A 19,313-nucleotide genomic window follows, 5' to 3' on the forward strand; every position below is an offset into this window, starting at 1 on the left:
CGAGCCGGCCTCACGGCCCCCCGATCAAGTGCATGTCACTGAACGTGACGGGCAGGCTGCGCGCAATGAGGTCGACGACTGCGGCACGCAAGCGTTCGCTCGACGCAGAAGCGCCCAGCGCCTCGTCGACCGGCCCGCTCGGACCGGCCAGCTGCACGGTGCCGGTATTGTCGAGCGGCCCGGCCGCCCGCTTCTCGATCACGTTGAACGACTTGCCGTCGATGACGCGGACTTCGTACAGCGCGTGGATCAGGCCGTAATCCGCAAGCAGCGTCCGGTATTGGGCAAGGCCGACGCCCTCGACGCTGCGGCCGTTTCCAAGTTTCGATCGCGCCCGGGTGATGACGATGTAGGCGTCCAACCCTTGGGGGGCGACGTCGCTGCGAACCAGCTCCTTGAACGGATCGCTGCGCAGGAGATTGACCGGCGCCACCGCCGAATCCCTGATCGCGGCGAAAGCGGCGCGCCTGTAGCTCACCGGCTGCACGCGAAAGCGTCCGTCCAGCAGCCTGGTCGCCTGCTGGACGATCAACTCGTCCAGCGCCCAGGCGCTGATCGACAGGCTTTGCGCGGTGGCGTCCGGCCGGGTCAGACCGGCTTGCGTCAGGCTCATCTCCTCGCCGATGGCGGAGACGATGCCGACCGTCTTGATCGCCTGAATACGGCTGGCGCGGGTCTCGAATGCCGCGGCGGCGCCGAGCGCGACGCAAGCGGCCGCGAGGCCGATCCATAGAAATGCGATGCGGCGCATGCGGGCTACCGAATCCTGAAATCGAACGAATAGGACGCGCCGAGGCCGACCGTCGTCTGGTTCGACGACCCACGCAGCTTCACCAGCGGGTTGTCCGCGGCATCGCCGAGCAGCTTCTCGTATTCGACATAGGCGTGGACCTCCCACTGCGGATTGATGCGATAGGAGATCTGGCTGCCGAAGCCGACCGAGTGCGCGCCGCTCTTCGCATCGTACATCGGCAATCCCGATGCGAGGGCCTGCGCCGCATCGACGCCAAAGTAAGGCGCCGTCGCCTTGCTGCTCTTCCAGGTGAAGCGCGGGCCGGCCGAGATCGTCAGCCTTTGAATCAGCGGCACGATGACGTCGGCGGAGACGTCGGCGACCGTGCCGGTGTGGCCGCCGATGCCCTGGCGCAATTCGCCGCGCAGGCGTAGCCAATCGACCGGGTAATATTCGACGAAGCCGCCAAGCTCGTAGGCAGCCTTGACGTCGCCGAGGCCGGTCAGCTCGGCATATTTGTCGGCTTTGCGCGCGGCGACATATTTGAACGCAGGTCCTGCGCGAAAATTGCCGACGTCGAGCAGCGCGATGCTGGCGCTGTCGCGCGGCCCGCGAAACTGATCGATTGATCCGGCGCGGCGAATCGAGAAGATCGGGATCGGCATGAACTTGCCGTTCTTCGATCCGACGAAGTCAGGCATGTATTGTCCCCCGATGCCGACCATGACGGTCCAGTTTCCAGTCGGCGAGGGCAGCATCGGCAGATCGAATGGAGGAGCCGGCAGCGTGAACGCGGTCTTTGCCGCGGTCTGCGCCGATGCGGATTGAGGGATCGTCAGGGTTGCGCCGAGCGCGGCAAGCAAGGCGGTTGTCAGCCGCGCAGTCACCGTGAGGCGGAGAGCGGCTTCGTCAGGATAAGTCATTACGGGGCCCCGGACCGGCCTTGTGGCCTGGTCGACTGATGTGGTTCGGAGCTCAGCATGTGGCCCGGCAAAATTGCCCCAAGATTGCAAGGCAGGAGCCGCTGGCCGATCCGCCGCCGGTAGGCAAATCGCGGGCCACCGAACCAACATTGCACGAACATTGCCGGGACTTCCTCACGCGTCCAAATTTCGAGCGCCGGCATCGGCCGGCTCCTTGGAACCTGCCTTTTATTCGCCAAGCTGGCTGCCTTAATGGGAACCCTGCGACGAGCCGAGGCGCCAGATTTCGGCCGGGGAGCGTCACGCTCGGGGATGTGCTGCCCCAGCAGAGTTCAAGGACGACCCGCGTGCGCTCCCTCGTGATCGAAGACGAACCGCAGATCGGCGCCTATGTCAGCCGCCTGCTCGGACAATTGCACGGAATCGTCGACATCGTCGGCTCGATTGCCGATGCCCGTCAGGCGCTGGACAACTTCAAGTATGATCTCGCGATCGTCGACCGCATGCTGCCCGACGGGGACGCGCTCCAGGTGGTCACGGCGCTGAGCCGGTCGCCGGAACGTCCCGCGATCATCATGCTGACCTCCAAGGACGCCAAGGAGGACGTCGTCGACGGTCTCAACGGCGGTGCCGACGACTATCTCGGCAAGCCGTTCGAACCGCAGGAGCTGCTTGCGCGCGTGCGCGCGGTGCTGCGCCGGCCCCGGCTGCTTGCGCCGTCGGTGCTGTCGATCGGCAATGTCGAGCTGCATCTCGGCAGCAACGAAGCGGTGGTCGCGGGCAGCAAGATCCTGCTGCGGCGGCGCGAGGCGCTGATCCTCGGAGCGCTCCTGATGCGGCGCGACCGTGTCATCACCCGCGCCGCCCTGATCGAGGAAATCTACGGCTTCGACGACGAGATCGAGTCCAACACGCTCGAGGCACAGGTCTCGCGCCTGAGGAAGAAGCTCACCGAGCTCGGGGGCGACGTCGAGATCCGGAGCATGCGCGGCATCGGCTACATTCTGCGGCCGGCGACACCGCGATGAGGTCGATCGCCCGGACCTTTTCGCTCTCGCTCGGCATCGCGGCGACGACGATCTTCCTGACCATGCTGGGCATCTTCATCTCGCGATATCCGACTGAGGAACACGAGTTTAGGTCCTGCCAGGTCGTGGCTGCCGTTCTCGATCGCGCGACGGTCATCGAAGGGCACGGACTGACGGTCCGTTCGACTCCTGCCCTCGAGGAATTGAAGGCGGACAGCCCAAACCTCTGGTACGTCGTGTCCGCAGGCGAGTTGGTTAGCGAGTATGGCAGCGAACATCGGCCCGCCCTTCCCTTCGTGTTTCCCTACCGCGGGCCCGTCGGCACGTCCGTCTTCAGCACCCTCGACCAGAACAGCACTTTCTGTCTCTCCGCCGTACAACGGGGCTCGGTGCGGCTCGGGATGATGGTTGGCGAGCCACGGGTCCGCTTTGGCCGGATTGCAAGGACGTTTCTCCTCCGCAGGATCTTTTCGATCTTCCTCGTGGCGCTGGCCTTTGCCGCAACCGTTGCCGTCGGCTCGGCGCTTGCTGCACGTTACGTCTCGCGCAGCATCGAGCGGGTCGCGCGTCGCGCTCTCGCGATCGATCCGTCGGCACCGCAAGGCTTGATATCCTTGTCGGAGGTTCCCTCGGAGCTGAAGCCTCTGGTCGAGGCGCTGAACCGCGCCTTCGGCGAGATCGACGCCTATATCAGGATGCAACGCCGCTTTCTCGGCAACGCCGCCCATCAACTGCGCACGCCGCTCACGCTGCTGCGTGCGAAGATCGAGGACTTGCCTGACCCGGCCCTGAAGGCCGAGCTGGTACGCGACGTCCGCCGGCTAACCTCGCTGGTCTCCGCCATGCTCGATCTGGCGCGGCTGCAAAACCATGCGATCGAGACACGACCGATCGATCTCGGCGAAATAGCCCGAGACGTGCTGGCCGATTTCGGCCCCTCGGCGCTCGATGCCAACATCGAGCTCGCACTGGAGCAGGCCGGGCCCGATCCGGTCATGGTGCAGGGCGTGGACGCGGCGGTGCGCAGCGCGCTTGCCAATCTCGTCGGCAATGCACTCATCCACGCCCGTGGCGCGCGACGCATCACCGCCACTCTCGGCCGCGATGGCATCTCAATCCACGACGACGGCGCGGGCCTGCCCGACGGCGTGGCGCAAGGGCTGACCGAACCGTTCCAGACCGGCACTACAGCAGGCGACGGCGCCGGCCTCGGCCTGTCGATCGTCCGCGAGATCATGGCCGCCCATGGCGGCGAGCTGGTCATCTCCTCCGCACCCGGCCGCGGCACGACCATGAGCCTGCGCTTTCCCGTGACCGCAGCGCCGACCCGATCTCCGCACCTGGAGCTGCAGACCGGCTAGCTGCGAGCTGCGTCGATCGACGCCGCGAAGCCATCCGGAAACATTGACGCGGAAGACTTCGTCGTCGTTTCATCCTGTCGCATCACGCAATCAAATAGATGCGCTCACGGCCACACGATTGTTCGCACGCGAGCGAACCTGTTCCTGCATCGTCACGACCAAACCTCCGATTGACATCTCCAACGGAGCTTTTCCAATGCGTATTCTCACAATGATTGCCATCGCCGGCGCCGTGATTGCGAGCTCGGCCGCGTTGGCCGACGAGCTTCCCTCCTACGAAGTGACGTCGTATCCGATCACGCCGACGCAGGTTCGGGTGCTCGGCGGCGCCGGCGTGGAGGAGCAGTCGGCCGCGCCTGCGATGATCGTCGCCGGCATGCCGGCCTCGCCCGTACAGCTTTCCGTGCTGTCGCCGCGGATCAAGCAGCTCGCGAGCGCAGGTTCGAACGAGCAGGCGCACTGAACTTGGCTTTGTCGTCGTCCGGTTCGGTGCTCCGCGCCGACCGGATGGCAAGCGCTTCTGCGTCATGATGCCCCGCGGTCGAAGTGGTCACGGCTAGGGCGAACGAGCCCGCCGTCCGCATGCTGCGCGGCGACGGGGCGTGTACTCATAAGTCGCGGATGTCAGGTTCTGCGAGCAAAACAGAATTGTTCCGCTTGTTGATCGCCATACCGGCCTCGACCTGGAACAGCCATGTGCTGGCGAAGATCGTTCCTCGTAAGCGTGAACGGTGATGGACTCGCACGATCGAGACTTCGCGAAAGACTTTTTCAAGTCCTTCCTTCGCTGAGTCCTTACCGCGCGAGATCGCTCGGACCAACTTCGATAGTCGCAATCACGCAACAGACTTTGACAGAGTCGCTTGTTTTGAGTGGTTCTAACCGCCGTCCCGATGCCCGACGATATCCAGCATGGTAAGGCCAGATCGGCTCTGGGATCAGCGGTGCTTGGGGGTGTTGGGGATGTCGCGTGTACATTGGTGCGGACTCTTGCGTCGAGCGGCTTTGTTGGGCGCTGTAAGCCATCTCGCTCTCGCGGCCCAATCCATAGGATGTGCAACGACGGTTCTTGCGCAATCGGTCCTACCGCCGGTCCAAGTCGAGGCGCCGAAGCCTGCGGCTCCTCGCGCGCGCCAGGCTCAACGGACTCAAGGAGCAACTACGACTCCACAGCGCCGCATACCTCCGGCTGCACTTCGTCAGGTCGAGCCGGTGCCTTATGTCGCGCCGGCCACCGGCGCACTGGGTGCTCCGCCGGCTCCTTATGCTGGCGGTCAGGTCGCCACCGGCTCGCAGCTCGGCTTTCTCGGCAATCGCGGGGTGATGAACACGCCGTTCAACCAGGTCAGCTATACCGCCAAACTGATGCAGGATCAGCAGGCGCGCACCGTCGCCGATGTGCTTGCCAACGATCCGTCGGTCCGCAGCAAGACACCTTCCGGCAACGGCGTCGACGGCCTCTACATAAGAGGCTTCTATTACGACGCCGGCGACTATGCGATGAACGGCCTCTACGGCATGGCGCCTGCATATTCGACGTCGGCCAATTATCTCGAGCGCGTCGAGCTTCTTAAAGGGCCCGGCGTCATGCTCGGTGGCATGCCGCCGGCGGGCGCAATCGGCGGCAGCGTAAACTTGGTAACGAAGCAAGCTCCCGACTTCGACATCACCCAACTTACCGGCGTGTACATTTCCAAATCGCAGTTCGGTGCTTTCATCGACGTGGCGCGTCGCTACGGCGAGCACAAGGAGTTCGGCATTCGCTTCAACGGCGGCGGGCGAGGCGGAAACACCGCGATCGACCGTCAGACCGACGAGCTTGGAAACGCGGTCCTCAATATGGACTATCGCGGCGAGCGTGCACGAGTCTCCGTTGATCTCGGTTACCAAGCCGAAAATCTCACGCCGCCGCAGCGTTTCCTGACGTTTACGTCAAGCCCGCCCTTCCCGTTCACTATTCCCGTGCCGCCTCCGCCTCGGCCCGGCACCAACTACATGCCGGACTGGGCGAGCTGGAAGACGAAGGATACGTTCACGATGGCACGGGCCGAGGTCGACATGACCGACTGGCTCACCGTTTACGCTGCCGGCGGCTATCACCGGAGCGACGTCGATTTTCAATACGTATCGCCGCGCATCACCAACGTGGGTGGCCTTGGAAATTGGTCAAATCCCGCTCTGAAGGGGTATGACACCTTCGAGAACTATGCGAGCGACATCGGCTTTCGCGCAACCGGTAACACCGGCCCTGTCAAGCATCTCTTCACGATGAACTATTCGACGTTCGACCGAGACTACACGTCCTTCGGCAGGTCTGGCGGTATCATCAATTCGAATCTGTACAACCCCATTCCGAGCCCCCTGCCGAACTTCACCACCATCGTGCAGAATCTGAAAACTCAGACAAATATGAGAAGCGTCGGCATTGCCGACACGATGTCGATGTTCGGCGACCGCCTGCAGCTCATCGTGGGCGCGCGGCGGCAATCGGTCGGTGCGGACAGCCAGACTTTTCTGACGCCGCCGACCGCCTCGCATATCGAAGGCTCGGTATGGAGCCCCGGCTACGCAATCATCGTGAAGCCCGTCGAGAATGTTTCGCTCTACGCGAACTACATCGAAGGCCTTAAGCTGCCGGAAATAGTCTCTGGAGCGACAACATATTCGAACGTCGGCGAAATTCTGCCGCCCGCTCAAACCAAACAAATGGAAGCCGGCGCCAAGATCGATGTGGGTCGCATTACGTTCACCACTTCTTACTTCGATATCACGGCTCCGAACGCATCGTCGGTTCCTGTGGCGGGGCGGCTGCCCGCACGACGGCTCGTCGGCGAACAGCGCAACCGTGGCATCGAACTCTACACGTTCGGTGAATTGGCTCCCTGGTTTCGGGTGCTCGGCGGTGTGACGATCATCAACGGCGAGGTGGTTTCCCAGAGGTACGCGTACCCGGGCGGCGCCACATTCAACTACAACGGCAGGACGCCGGTCGGTATCTCGACGGTGAACCTCAATATCGGCGCTGAATGGGATACTCCTTTCGTCGATGGCCTGACGCTTACGAGCAGGGTCATCTACACCGGCGAAAGTTTTGCCGACGATGCCAACACACAAGTGCTGCCTGACTGGACGCGGGTCGATGTCGGGGCACGTTACACCTTTGCTTCGCCGTGGAACGGCAAGCCCATTGTCGTGCGCGCGAGCGTCGAGAACGTTTTCAACGTGGCCTACTACAACTCCTACCGCACGGTCAGCAGCGCAGTCTCGCTCGGCGCGCCGCGCACCTATCTGATGTCGACCACGTTTAATTTTTGAGCGAGGTCCACCGTTTGGCAGCGTCGCATTCAAAGGTGCGGAATCGCAGCCGCTGGCATCCCTGGCTGCGGGCCCTGCTGGCAGGACCGTGCGCGCTCGCACTCACCGCGCTGATCTTGTCCGTGATGCCGTTCTGGATGCCGAAAGGCGCCGGAGGCGTTGACCACATCGCGTTTCCATTGTTCTTCATGCCCGCGATCTGGGGCATCATCTTCTTTTATGCCCTGCTGGATCGGAACCTCGGCCGCGTTGCGATTACAATGACGGTCATCGCCGCCATTCACGCAATCGCACTAAGCCGCATGTTTGCCGGTTAGCTCGCGGGGAGAAGCATGTGATCAATCTGAAAGCACGCGAAACCAAGACGCTGGTAGCGGTTCATGGCTGGGCCGGCGCCGTGTTAGGCCTCTTGCTCTACGTCGTCATCGTGACGGGCATGGCGGCGGTGTTCTCGAACGAGATCAAAGCCTGGTCGGGCGGACTGCTCGGTATCAGCGATCCGCTGAACCAACCGCTCGGCGCTGTGCTGGCGCGGCTCGAAGCGCAAACACCTGAGGAATTTCGTGACGACCTCGGTCTTCGAGCCACACCGGCCGGCAACGTTCATGCGTTCTTCCATGCCGATGAAACTGTAAACGGCGTCCGCCGCGAGCGCGGCGTCCTGTACGAGATCGGACCGAACGAAAGCGTGATCTCGCGCCAGGAAGGACTTGGGAACGAACTTGCGGCCAATGATCCCCACGCCGCGCTCGGACGCTTCTATGTGGATCTTCACGTGCGCCTGCACGTGCCCAATCCGTGGGGACTGATCCTGACTGGCATCTTAGGTCTTGCCATGCTGGTGGCGGCGGTCTCGGGTATCCTGATGCACCGGCATCTGTTCCGGGACATCTTCCTGATGCGCGGACGCGATCGGCTTGTCGGCCTGCGCGATCTGCATTCCGTCGCGGGGACATGGACGTTGCCGCACGCCTTCGTCCTGGCCTTCACTGGAGCTTATCTCAGCTTTGCCATCGCCGTGGCGCTGCCGATGTTGGCGAAAATCGCTTTCAAAGGCGACGTGCGCGAAATGGTCACGACGCTGAATGGCTTGAATAACGTCGACGCCCGTCCGGCGGCAATTGCCGACATTGATCGCATACTGTCCGATGCGCGTCAGCGTGCCGGTGCCCCGCTGATGAGTGCAGGATGGGAAAACCGCGGTCGCGCCGATTCGCGGATCACGGTCTTTCCGGCGCCGCGGAGCGGGGACCTGACGGCGATGCGCTTGATCTACAACGGATCGACCGGCCAGTTGATCCGCGAGCGGCCGATCATCGGCTTGAAGCCATCTTGGGGTGCGTCGCTTCTTGGCCTCATCGGCCCAGTTCACTTTGGCAATTTTGCCGGCTGGTGGTCGCGTTCGGTATGGTTCGCGCTGGGTGCTGCAAGCGCGTACGTCGCATGGAGCGGATTGAATTTATGGGTTCGTCGTCGCTCCAACCAACGTGGCTGGCGTGGGCTTGGCCGCGCCACGGCCTGGGTGGGGGGCGGATTGCCATTCGCGATGACGGTTGCAGCCGCGGCTTATTTTGCCAGCCTGCCGTCGCTCGCCACGGTGTTCTGGACTCCTGCGGCCTTTCTGATTGCGGCCGCCCTTGCGCTGATTCCCGCGATAGTGATGCGCTCGGTCGAACGAGTCCCGCCGCTGCTATTCGGCGCGACCGGCATTTTGATGGTCGTGATCCCGGTGTTGCGCACTGCCGTTGGAGGACCCGATTGGAACGCGGCGCTCGCGGCAGGCCAGAGCGCGATACCCGTAATGGATGGACTGGTAGTGCTCGGCGGCCTTGTGTGCGTAGTCTCGGCTGGCTTGTCTTTGCGCCGTCGCGAGCAAACGACATTCGGCGCGGGCGCCGTCATGCAGTCGGCCGAATGATGCTGCTCGGCTGGCTCGGCTTGGGGGCGGCTTTCTTCAGCGCCATCTGCGTCGCGATCCTTGCAAGACTTGATCGGAGACGTCGTAACGGCATCACCGTGCGCCCGGGCATCCGGCGATTGCTCCTGCTGGCGATGTTGATGCCGGGACTCGTCCTCGGCTTTGCCGGAAGATGGAGCGACTTCCTGATTTGGATCGGCGCTGCCGCGATTTTCGGCTGGGCGGTTGCGGCATTAACGAATATGCGCGGCAATCAGGATCAACCATCTTGAGCTCGTTTGCATTCGGCACCTTAAGCTGGCCGAGCACGCCCGGGATGAGGCTCACTTATCTTCGCTCGTCGCGCGACCTCCACCCGCTCACGCTCTGTGCATCGCGCAGAGAGCGTCAGGGTCGGATCCACTTTGCCAAATGGCAGACGGGCATGCTTCGGTCACAGCGACTTGCAACATAATCGGGCCCGACCCGGACTTCAGGTTCCGCGTTTGCGCCGCTCGCGGGGAAAGCGGACATCGGTCGGGCGCTTATGACCCGCCCAACGGCTCTACTGCTTCGGCGCCGGCGCCATCATGCCGCCGCCCTTCTTCGCCGGCGCCGTTTGCTTGGTGGCCGTGGCCTGGGCGGGCAGATATTTTGCCACGATGGCGGGATCGACCTGGGCGATGTTGGCGTCAGGCAGGCGCGTCCAGGTCTCGTCCTTGCCGAGCAGCGAAATGCCGAGATAGCCGCGCAGGGTCAGGGTCTGGCCGTCGGGACTGACCTTCATGTTGGCCTTCCAGATCTGGCCGTCGCGCGGATTGAGCACGTTGCCGCCTTCGTACTTCAAGCCTTCGCGCTTCATGTTGCGGACGAAGGAGATGCCGAGCACCGGCGCGTTCTTGCGATCGTCGGTGCACTTGCTGCAGACCTCGTTCGGATCGTCGCCGGGACGCGGGAAGGTCTTTGCGATCACGCCTTCGAAGATGCCGCCGCGGTCGATGAAGAGAAACCATCCGACGGTCTTGCCGTCTTCGACCTTCTGCCACAGACCCGCCGCCGTGGGCTCGGCGGTCTGCGCCGCAGACGGCGTCACCGTCGCGAGCGAAAATGCGAGCGCGAGGAAGGGCAGCAGCCGAAAGCTGGAGAAATTCCGCATTAGATCACCCTAGTTATTCCACGACCGGAATGGCCGCAGACTACGGCGATTTCGCGAACGGTTCCAGCACCAGAAACATGGGGCATGCCTTGCCGCCCCCGTCGCCGTCAGTTGACACCGAGCTTCTTTTGCAGGCTGGAGGACGAGGTCGTGTATTGGAACACGAGCCGCTTCTCCGGATAGACGTAGCGATGGGCTTTTTGCGACATCAGTGCGCCCTCGTGGAAGCCGCACAGGATCAGCTTGATCTTGCCGGGATAGGTGTTGATGTCGCCGATCGCGAAGATGCCCGGCACGTTGGTCTCGAACGCGGAGGTCTCGACCGGCACCAGATTGTTCTCCAGCGCGATGCCCCAGTTTGCGACCGGACCGAGCTTCATGGTCAGCCCGAAGAACGGCAGCATGGTGTCGCAGGCGACCTCGGTGATGCTGTTGTCGTTGCCCTTGACGGTGGCACCGGTGAGCTTGCCGTCGGCGCCTGACAGCGCGGTGACCTGGCCGAGCTTCAGATCCATCTTGCCGCCGGCAACCAGCGCGCGCATCTGCTCGACGCTGTGGGGCGCGGCGCGAAACTCGTCGCGGCGGTGCAGCAGCGTGATACGCTTGGCAATGGGATGCAGATTGAGCGTCCAGTCGAGCGCGGAATCGCCGCCGCCGACGACCAGCACGTTCTTGTCGCGGAACGTTTCCATCTTGCGCACCGCGTAGTGCACCGAGGTGCCTTCATAGGCCTCGATGCCCGGCACCGGCGGACGCTTGGGCTGGAACGAGCCGCCGCCGGCTGCGATCACCAGCACCTTGCATTCGAACACCTTGCCGGCGTCCGTGGTGCAGCGAAACAGGGGATCGCCGATCTTCTCCACGGTCTCGACCATCTCGCCGAGATGGAAGGTCGGATGGAACGGCTTGATCTGCTCCATCAGCGCGTCGGTGAGGCCCTGCCCCGAGACCTGCGGGATGCCGGGAATGTCGTAGATCGGCTTTTCCGGATAAAGCTCGGCGCACTGGCCGCCGACCTTGTCGAGGATGTCGACGAAATGCGCCTTCATGTCGAGAAGGCCAAGCTCGAAGGCGGCGAACAGACCGCAGGGGCCGGCGCCAATAATCAGCACATCGGTTTTGATCGCGTCGCTCATGTCGTCTCTTTGTCTGTCGCTATCTGTTGGACGGCGCCCTTTGGGCCGAGGTGACCCCTGCCTGTCTAGCCAACGGGGATGGATCAGGGAAGGCATAAAAGCGGGAGCGCCCCGCGGCCGCGCCCACTTGCCGGGGCAGCATAACTGGGCTGTAACCAGCAAGGATATGACGGAGATCAATCGGTGAACGCACCAAGTCGCCTCGATACGACGCCGCGCCTGGAGGACTTCCCCTACCGCCTCAGCGACAACGTCCGCTTCGGCGACCTCGATCCCAACCAGCACGTCAACAACGCGGTCTACGCCACCTATTTCGAGACCGGCCGCGTCACGCTGATGAAGCTGCCGGAATACGGCCTGACCCCGCCGGGCCTCGCCTGGATCATGGTGCGCCTCGACATGCATTTTCGTGCCGAGCTACGTTGGCCGGGCACCATCGAGCTCGGCCTCGGCGTCGTGAAGCTGGGACGCACGTCCGTGACCTTCGAGCAGGTCGTGTTCTCGGAAGGAAAATGCGTCGCCTCGGCGACGTCGGTCGGCGTCTTGCTCGACGAGGCGACGCGCCGGCCGGCCCCGCTGACCCCTGAGGTGATCGAGAAATTCAGACCCTGGCACAAGCGCGGCATCGAGATCGCGCCGCCGAGCGGTTAGTCTCGTCGAGGGACGATCAGGCCTGGCGTTCCGGCGTCGTCACGACGAGACCGTCGAGGTCGTCGGTGACCTTGATCTGGCAGGACAGGCGCGAATTCGGGCGCACGTCGAAGCCGAAGTCGAGCATGTCCTCTTCCATCGGGGTCGGGCTGCCGACCTTCTCGCGCCAGGCTTCGTCGACATAGACATGGCAGGTCGCGCAGGCGCAGGCGCCGCCGCATTCGGCCTCGACCCCGGGAATGCTGTTGCGGATCGCGGCTTCCATCACGGTTGCGCCGTTCTCGATTTCCACCGTGCGGGTTTCGCCCTTGTGGTCGACAAAGTGAATCTTGGCCATGTGTGCTCGTGTTGCCGCGGTGCTGGGAATGAAGGAGGGTCCGGGCTGTCCTATAACGGGTCGATCAGCCCGGCGCCATAGGGTTTTGATGCGAAGTGAATGCCGCTTTGCGGCAAGAAAATGCGTCAAAACAAGAGGCTAAGACAAGAGCCTGGTATCCGGCTCGGCCGCGCGGTCTCAAGCCTTCAGGATCGCCTCGATGGCGGCGCGAGCCTCGGTCACCGCCTCCTTCAGCGCGGCGAAGGCGTGGCGCTCGTTATGGCCGATCTGGATCGCGGTCTCCAGGCTCGCGGCGGCATCGGCCACCGCAAAGGCGCCGATCCCGCGCGCCGACCCCTTGAGCTTGTGGGCAAGCGCGCCGGCCTCGGCCGGCAAGCCCGCCATCGCCGCCACCAGGCGGACCGCCTGCTCGGCGAACATGGCCAGCACTTCCTGCTCCAGCTCGGCGTCGCCGAGCGTCATCCGGGATAGATGGTCGAGGTCGAGCGGGCTGTCGATGGGTGCAAGCGGGGGCGAGGGCATCCAGTCCATCCGTTGCAGTTCAGGCGTCATGGCGAAAGGCCCCGGCATCGCGCGACGGTTCCGCCGGTCCGGCGGTGAGATCACTTCACCCAAGCATGGAAATGGTTAACGAAATGTTTGGGGTCGAAGACGCAGTTCTGCCCGTTTATTGACGAAAAGTTGCCGCAATCGACCGAGTCCGGTGGAGAATTTCATTTATTGCTAAGGCGTTACGGCGCGATCCTGTTAACGATGATTAAGAATGTCTTAATCGCGGGCATTTCATTCGCGACGCTCTGCCAATAGGATGTTGCGGAAATTGGCGGACAAGCCGTCCGGGTGGGGACGGCTCGGAGATCCGCGCAAGCGGCATGATCCGGTCTGTGGGCTTGCGCAGGGCGCAGGGCTCGCGGGGGGACGCGTACAAGTAACGAGGGCTCGGACTGAACATGGCGAACACTCCGAAAAAGGTCAAAGACCCCACAGAAGTCGCGCTTTCTGCAATCCAGGAAGCCCTCAACATCAGCGACACCGCTGCAGATACCAGCCGCAACGCCGCGATGCGCAGCGAGACGGCGCCCCCGGTGACTCCTCCGGCCTTCGACGAGCCGAGCTTCGAGCCGCGCCCTGCCGCGAACGAACGCTCGACCGTGTTCGACCCGGTCGAGGAGCCGCGCGCCTCGCGTCGCGCAGCCAACGATGACCGCGAGACCATCGGCCAGCTGCTGCAGGCGCTGCAGAAGGGCCGCCCTGCCCGCAGCGTCTATACCTTCGCCACCATCTTCGCCGGCGTCTGGCTTGCCGCCTGCGCCGCGCTGACGTTCGGATTCCTGCCCTCGATCCAGGCCGCCATGGGCCAGAGCGGCGGCGTGCTCGTCATCGCCGGCCTGATCGCGATGTTCTTCGCGCCGATCATGCTGTTCTACTTCCTCGCCAGCCTGGTCTGGCGCGGCCAGGAAATGCGCATGATCGCGCAGGCGATGGCGCAGGTCGCGATCCGCTTCTCCGAGCCCGAGGGCTCGGCCTCCGATTCCATGGTCACCGTCGGCCAGGCCATCCGCCGCGAGGTCGCGGCGATGGGCGACGGCATCGAGCGCGCGATCGCGCGCGCCGGCGAGCTCGAGACGCTGGTCGCCAACGAGGTCGCCGCGCTCGAACGCGCCTATTCCGACAACGAAGTGCGCATCCGCGCCCTGCTCCAGGACATCGCGCATCAGCGCGACAACCTGGTCGGCCAGGCCGAGCAGGTCCGCAGCGCCATCTCCGGCGTGCAGATCGATCTGCGCCACGACATCGCGCTGATCTCGGACGCGATCGCCTCGCGCGTCGATGAGGTCGCCAAGTCCATCACCGGCGCGCTGGAAGAGCGCGGCGCCCACATCACCAGCGCGCTGAGCAATGCCGGCGACAACATGATCCTGGCGCTCGGCGAGCGCGGCGGCGACCTGCTCGACCGCCTCGAAGAGGCCAGCAACGAGACCACGCGTGCCGTGCTCGACGCCAGCGAGCGGCTGACCACCAGCCTCAACTTCAAGACCGGCCACGTCCACGACGAGTTCGTCGACCTCGCCGACCGCGTCCACGAGATGCTGAACGAGCGAATCGACCGCATCACCGGCGAATTCGAGCAGCGCTCGGCTGCGATCGTCGACGGCATCTCCGAGCGCACCGAGCAGGTGCACGACAGCCTGAAGAATTCGTCCGACTCGCTGCTACTCGAGCTCGAGCTGCGTTCCAACGACCTTTCCGCCAAGATCGACGACGCCGGCAACCGCCTCGCCGGCCAGATCATGACGAGCGGCGACAAGGCGAGCGAGGCGCTCGACGCCACCGTCAACACCCTGGTCGCCAAGGTCGTCAGCCAGACCGAGACCGCGCACGATTCGCTGTCGCTGCAGATGAGCGCGTTCGACGAACTGGTCAGGAACCAGGGCACCGAGCTGGTCGAGAAATTCGCCCGCGATTCCGGCACGCTGGGCGCCCTGATCACGCGCCACATCTCCGAGTTCGACCGCACCGTGAAGACCTTCGGCGGCGAGATCGTCGAACGCATGGGCCAGCGCACGCAGGACATCCATGAGTCGCTGAAGACCTATGTCGACAATTTCGACACCCGCTTCACCGCCAACGGCGGCGAGATCACCGCGATCCTCGACCAGCGCCTGGCGCAGTTCGAGACCACCATCGGCGAACGCGTCAGCAATTTCGACGCCTCGCTGAACGGCAAGATCACCGGCCTCGATTCCACGATCGAGGGCCACATCAAGACCTTCGACGAGCAGCTCGGCGGCCGCGTCACCGCGCTCGAGCAATCGTTCGACAGCCGTGCGAAGTCGATGACCGAGACGATCGACGGACGCATCAACACGCTCGCCTCGTCGCTGACCGACGGCGCCGCCCAGGCTATCCAGTCGATCGACAGCCGCCTCACCCACCTCACGAGCACGCTGACCGACGGCGCGTCGCAAACCATCCACTCGATCGATACGAGGCTGACGCATCTCACGACGACGCTCACCGGCGGCGCGACGCAGGCGCTCGAATCGATCGACTCCCGCCTCACCTACCTGACCACCGCGGTGACGAACGGCGCATCGCAGGCCGTGCAGTCGATCGACACGCGCCTGACGCTGCTGACCTCGACGCTCACCGACGGCACCGCGCAGGCGATCGAAGCGGTCGACCGCCGCATTACCGGCGTCACCGAGATCATCGACGGCCGCAGCATGCACCTGACCGACACGGTCACCGCGCGCTTCCAGGAGATCCAGCAGGCCATCGAGACCAAGGTCGGCTCGGTCGCGAGCGACATCGACGTGCGCGTGGCGCAGTTCGAAGACCTGCTCGGCTCGCGCGTCGAGGCCGTTGCCGGCCGCATCGAAAGCAGCGGCCGCCAGGCCAGCGAGGACATGATGTCCCGCGCCGAGATGATCTCGACCGCGATCCGCTCGCATGTCGAGGACGCCGAGCGCTCGCTCACCAACCTCGTCGTCAACACCAGCGAGACGATCCAGACCGGCGCACGCGCCGCCCAGCAGTCGCTGATGACGGTCTCCTCCGACGTCAACGCCCAGCTCAAGATGACCTCCGCAGAGGTCGAACAGGCGTTGACCGCGGTCGGCACCGGTGCGGCGAACTCGATCCTGAGCAGCGCCCGCGAGGCGCAGTCGACCCTGGTCGCGGCGTCGGGCGAAGCCTCCACCCAGATCAAGGGGCTCGCGACCGACGTCGAGCGCACGCTCTCGGCGGCAGGCTCGGCCACCGCAGCCTCGATCCTGGCCGGCGCCCGCGAGGTGCAGACCACCCTCGTCACGGCGTCCTCGGACGCGGCCAACCACGTCAAGACGCTGACGGCCGACGTGCAGCGCTCGCTGTCGCTGGCCGGCACCACCACGGCAGAATCGATCACCGCCGGCGCCCGCGACGCGCAGAGCGCGCTGATCGCGGCCTCGAGCGAGACCGCCAACCAGATCAAGGCGCTGTCCTCAGACGTGCAGCGTTCGCTCACAATGGCCGGCACTTCGACCGCCGAGATCCTCACCACCGGGGCACGCGAAGCGCAGAACACGCTGGTCGCCGGCTCCGCGGATGCGGCGGCCCAGGTCAAGTCGCTCACCGCCGACGTGCAGCGCTCGCTCTCGATGGCCGGCACCTCGACCGCCGAAACGATCACGGCCGGCGCGCGTGAAGCGCAGAGCATGCTGGTCACGGCGTCGTCCGAGGCAGCCAACCAGGTCAAGTCGCTCGCGGCCGAGGTGCATCGTTCGCTCTCGCAGGTCGGCCAGTCGACCGCCGAGACCATCACCACCAGCGCCCGCGACGCCCAGAGCACCCTGCTCACGGTCTCGGCCGAGCAGACCAGCCAGGTCCGCTCGCTCGCAGCCGAGATGCAGCGCGCGCTGGCGACTGCCGGCGGCGCCACCATCGAGGCGCTGACCAGCGGCGTGCGCGAGGCCCAGGGCACGCTGATCACGGCTTCGACCGACGCGGCGACCCAGATCAAGTCGCTGACCACCGACATCGAGCGCACGCTGACCGCGGTCGGCGCAGACACCGCCTCGACCATCCTCAACAGCGCGCGTGAGGCCCAGACCTCGCTGACCTCGACCTCGGCGGACGCCGCGAGCCAGATCCGCACGATCTCGACCGAGATCGAGCGCACGCTGAGCGCGGCCGCCGCCAACGCGACCAACGACATCCAGACCAGCGCGCTCAACGCCCAGAACGCGCTGATCTCGGCCTCCAACGAGGCGAGCTCGCGGGTCAAGTCGAGCTCGGCCGACGTCGAACGTTCGGTGCTCGCCGCCAGCTCCAGCTTCGGCCAGGCCATGACCGGCAAGACCGACGAGATCGTCACCTACGTGCAGCAGCAGGCCGACCGCCTGTCGAACATGATCGACGCCAAGCGCGGCGCCCTGGTCGACGCGATCGGCTCGAAGACCAGCCAGCTCACGCTCGACATCGACCGCGTCACCTCGGACGCGCTGAAGTCGATCGAGACGCGCGGCCAGGCCTTCTCGCAGACCATGATGGGCAACGGCTCGGAAGTCGCCCGCACCATCAACGCGGCGAGCGAGATCGCCACCAGCGCGGTCGGCAAGTCGCTCAAGGACCTCGAGCAGGCCTCGCGTTCGGCGATCGACCAGTCGCGCCAGGTCTCGGTCGCGGCCGTCACCGAGATGCAGGAGACCAGCAAGATCCTGCGCACCGACACCGTGGCGCTGTTCGAGCGTCTGCGCGAAGGCAACATCCTGCTCCAGGAAGTGCTGACCGGTGCGCACGACAACCTCAACTCGCTCGAGCGGGCGCTGGTGACGCGCGTCGCCGACTTCGTCTCGGCGATGAACGACGTCACCTCGCGCAACGGCGCGGCGACGCAGAACCTGGAAGAGCAGCTCAACGTCTTCAACAGCAAGACCACGAAGGCGCTGCAGGATCTCGGCGAGCTGTCGACCCAGTTCGACGCGCACGGCAAGGCGCTGGTCGAGGCCGCCCAGGTCGTCGAGCAGAGCAACAAGAACACCACCGCCTCGCTCGCCGAGCGCAAGCAGGCGCTGGAATCGCTGGTCACCACGATCGACCTGCGCACCGCCGATCTCGACCAGCGGCTGTCGCGCTTCACCGGCCTGCTCGACGAATCGCTGGCCGCGGCCGAGGAGCGTGCCCGCGACATCGCCCGCGTCGTCGCCGAGACCGCCGGCGCCGGCTCGGCCGCGATCACCCGCCAGTTCGAGGCGGTGCGCGTGGCCTCCGAGGAGGAGCACCGCCAGACCATCGAGGCGATGCACGACATCTACCGCCAGACCACGGACGAGGCGGACGCGATGTTCAAGCAGTCGACCGAGAAGTTCACCAACCTCGTCGCCAGCATGAAGCAGATGGCCCTCGAGATGCACAACGAGCTCGAAGCCACCCGCAACGAGCTGCGCCGCGGCGTGCTCGAGATGCCGCAGGAGGCCGCCGAGAGCACCGCGCAGATGCGCAAGGTGATCGTCGACCAGATCGAGGCGCTCGCCGAGCTGAACCGCATCGTGGCCCAGCACGGCCGCGGCCTCGACGTCACCACGGCGGGCCGCGCCTCCGTCGCCGTGCATCGCCAGGAAGAGCCGGTGATGGCCGTTGCGGCCGCTCGCGCGACCGAGACCCGCATGCGCGACACCGGCAGCGCCTCCACGCTGCCGCCGCCGGACCTCGGCATGCCGGCCGCGCGCCGCACCGAAGCGCCGCCGGTCGCGCCTTCCGGCAACGACCAGGGCCGTGACGGCTGGCTGTCGGACCTGCTCAGCCGGACCGACGCCAATCAGGGCGCCCCGACCGGACGTGAGGCTCCCCGTGGCCGCCCCGCGCCGCAGCCGCAGGCCCCGCAGGCCAGCAGCAATCCGCTGGAATCGCTGTCGCTCGACATCGGCCGGCTGATGGACCGCAACCTCGCCGCCGAGATGTGGGACCGCTACCAGCGCGGCGAGAACAAGGCCTTCACCAAGCGCCTCTACACGCCCGCCGGTCAGAAGGCCTTCGACGAGGTCGCCCGCAAGTACCGCGCCGACCGCAACTTCAAGGGCACGGTCGACCGCTACGTCGCCGAGTTCGAGCGCCTGCTCGACGAAGTCGCCCGCGACGGCCGCGGCCCGCAGGAGCTGCGCAGCCACCTGACCTCGGAGACGGGTCTGGTGTACACGCTGCTGGCGCATGCGGCGGGACGGCTGGGGTGAGCGGCAAATAGCGAGTGACGGATAGCGAACGCAAAACGGAGGCCTCGCGGCCTCCGTTTTTTT

The 19,313-nt window shown here is 65.0% G+C and carries 15 protein-coding genes; 9 read left to right on the plus strand and 6 right to left on the minus strand.

Annotated features, from left to right (window positions below):
• Positions 1 to 10: 10 nt before the first annotated feature.
• Both DCM79_RS17505 and DCM79_RS17510 read right to left on the minus strand, forming a co-directional pair.
• On the minus strand, positions 11 to 751 hold the full coding sequence (locus DCM79_RS17505; protein ID WP_257175544.1) for a hypothetical protein: 741 nt from the start codon (positions 749 to 751) through the stop codon (positions 11 to 13).
• 5 nt (positions 752 to 756) lie between these two features.
• Positions 757 to 1,656 (minus strand): MipA/OmpV family protein, encoded by a 900-nt coding sequence (locus tag DCM79_RS17510; protein WP_257175545.1) that lies wholly within the window; start codon positions 1,654 to 1,656, stop codon positions 757 to 759.
• Between the two features lie 347 nt (positions 1,657 to 2,003).
• Between DCM79_RS17510 and DCM79_RS17515 the strand changes: the two genes are divergently transcribed.
• The 7 genes from DCM79_RS17515 to DCM79_RS17545 all read left to right on the plus strand — a co-directional run bounded on the left by DCM79_RS17515 (position 2,004) and on the right by DCM79_RS17545 (position 9,550).
• Positions 2,004 to 2,684, plus strand: coding sequence for a response regulator transcription factor (locus DCM79_RS17515; RefSeq protein WP_257175546.1), 681 nt, complete (start codon positions 2,004 to 2,006; stop codon positions 2,682 to 2,684).
• 62 nt (positions 2,685 to 2,746) lie between these two features.
• Complete coding sequence (locus tag DCM79_RS17520) at positions 2,747 to 4,045, plus strand: HAMP domain-containing sensor histidine kinase (RefSeq protein ID WP_257175547.1); 1,299 nt, start codon at positions 2,747 to 2,749, stop codon at positions 4,043 to 4,045.
• 196 nt (positions 4,046 to 4,241) lie between these two features.
• A complete protein-coding gene (locus DCM79_RS17525) occupies positions 4,242 to 4,508 on the plus strand; it encodes a hypothetical protein (RefSeq protein WP_257175548.1) in 267 nt (88 codons plus the stop codon).
• Between the two features lie 749 nt (positions 4,509 to 5,257).
• Entirely contained in the window at positions 5,258 to 7,360 is a 2,103-nt protein-coding gene (locus tag DCM79_RS17530) for a TonB-dependent siderophore receptor (RefSeq protein ID WP_306556673.1), read from the plus strand.
• Positions 7,357 to 7,677, plus strand: coding sequence for a hypothetical protein (locus DCM79_RS17535; protein ID WP_257175550.1), 321 nt, complete (start codon positions 7,357 to 7,359; stop codon positions 7,675 to 7,677). The genes DCM79_RS17530 and DCM79_RS17535 overlap by 4 nt, the downstream gene beginning before the upstream one ends.
• A gap of 17 nt (positions 7,678 to 7,694) precedes the next feature.
• Positions 7,695 to 9,278, plus strand: a complete 1,584-nt coding sequence (locus DCM79_RS17540; protein WP_257175551.1) for a PepSY domain-containing protein — start codon at positions 7,695 to 7,697, stop codon at positions 9,276 to 9,278.
• Entirely contained in the window at positions 9,275 to 9,550 is a 276-nt protein-coding gene (locus tag DCM79_RS17545; protein ID WP_257175552.1) for a hypothetical protein, read from the plus strand. The genes DCM79_RS17540 and DCM79_RS17545 overlap by 4 nt, the downstream gene beginning before the upstream one ends.
• A gap of 272 nt (positions 9,551 to 9,822) precedes the next feature.
• Here the strand turns inward: DCM79_RS17545 and DCM79_RS17550 are convergent, their stop codons facing one another.
• A complete protein-coding gene (locus DCM79_RS17550) occupies positions 9,823 to 10,413 on the minus strand; it encodes a DUF2147 domain-containing protein (RefSeq protein ID WP_257175553.1) in 591 nt (196 codons plus the stop codon).
• 107 nt (positions 10,414 to 10,520) lie between these two features.
• Positions 10,521 to 11,549, minus strand: a complete 1,029-nt coding sequence (locus DCM79_RS17555; RefSeq protein WP_257175554.1) for an NAD(P)/FAD-dependent oxidoreductase — start codon at positions 11,547 to 11,549, stop codon at positions 10,521 to 10,523.
• Between the two features lie 183 nt (positions 11,550 to 11,732).
• On the opposite strand from DCM79_RS17555, the gene DCM79_RS17560 reads away from it, so the two are divergent.
• Entirely contained in the window at positions 11,733 to 12,200 is a 468-nt protein-coding gene (locus tag DCM79_RS17560; RefSeq protein ID WP_257175555.1) for a thioesterase family protein, read from the plus strand.
• A gap of 16 nt (positions 12,201 to 12,216) precedes the next feature.
• Here the strand turns inward: DCM79_RS17560 and DCM79_RS17565 are convergent, their stop codons facing one another.
• Entirely contained in the window at positions 12,217 to 12,537 is a 321-nt protein-coding gene (locus DCM79_RS17565) for a 2Fe-2S iron-sulfur cluster-binding protein (protein ID WP_028137518.1), read from the minus strand.
• A gap of 177 nt (positions 12,538 to 12,714) precedes the next feature.
• Positions 12,715 to 13,089 (minus strand): Hpt domain-containing protein, encoded by a 375-nt coding sequence (locus DCM79_RS17570; protein WP_257175556.1) that lies wholly within the window; start codon positions 13,087 to 13,089, stop codon positions 12,715 to 12,717.
• Positions 13,090 to 13,487: 398 nt separating this feature from the next.
• On the opposite strand from DCM79_RS17570, the gene DCM79_RS17575 reads away from it, so the two are divergent.
• Positions 13,488 to 19,250 carry an apolipoprotein A1/A4/E family protein gene (locus DCM79_RS17575; protein ID WP_257175557.1) on the plus strand — a complete coding sequence of 1,921 codons (5,763 nt, stop codon included), beginning with the start codon at positions 13,488 to 13,490 and terminating at the stop codon, positions 19,248 to 19,250.
• Positions 19,251 to 19,313: the final 63 nt, after the last annotated feature.

This window comes from Bradyrhizobium sp. WBOS07, assembly GCF_024585165.1.
GTDB classification, from domain to species: Bacteria; Pseudomonadota; Alphaproteobacteria; order Rhizobiales; family Xanthobacteraceae; genus Bradyrhizobium; species Bradyrhizobium japonicum_B.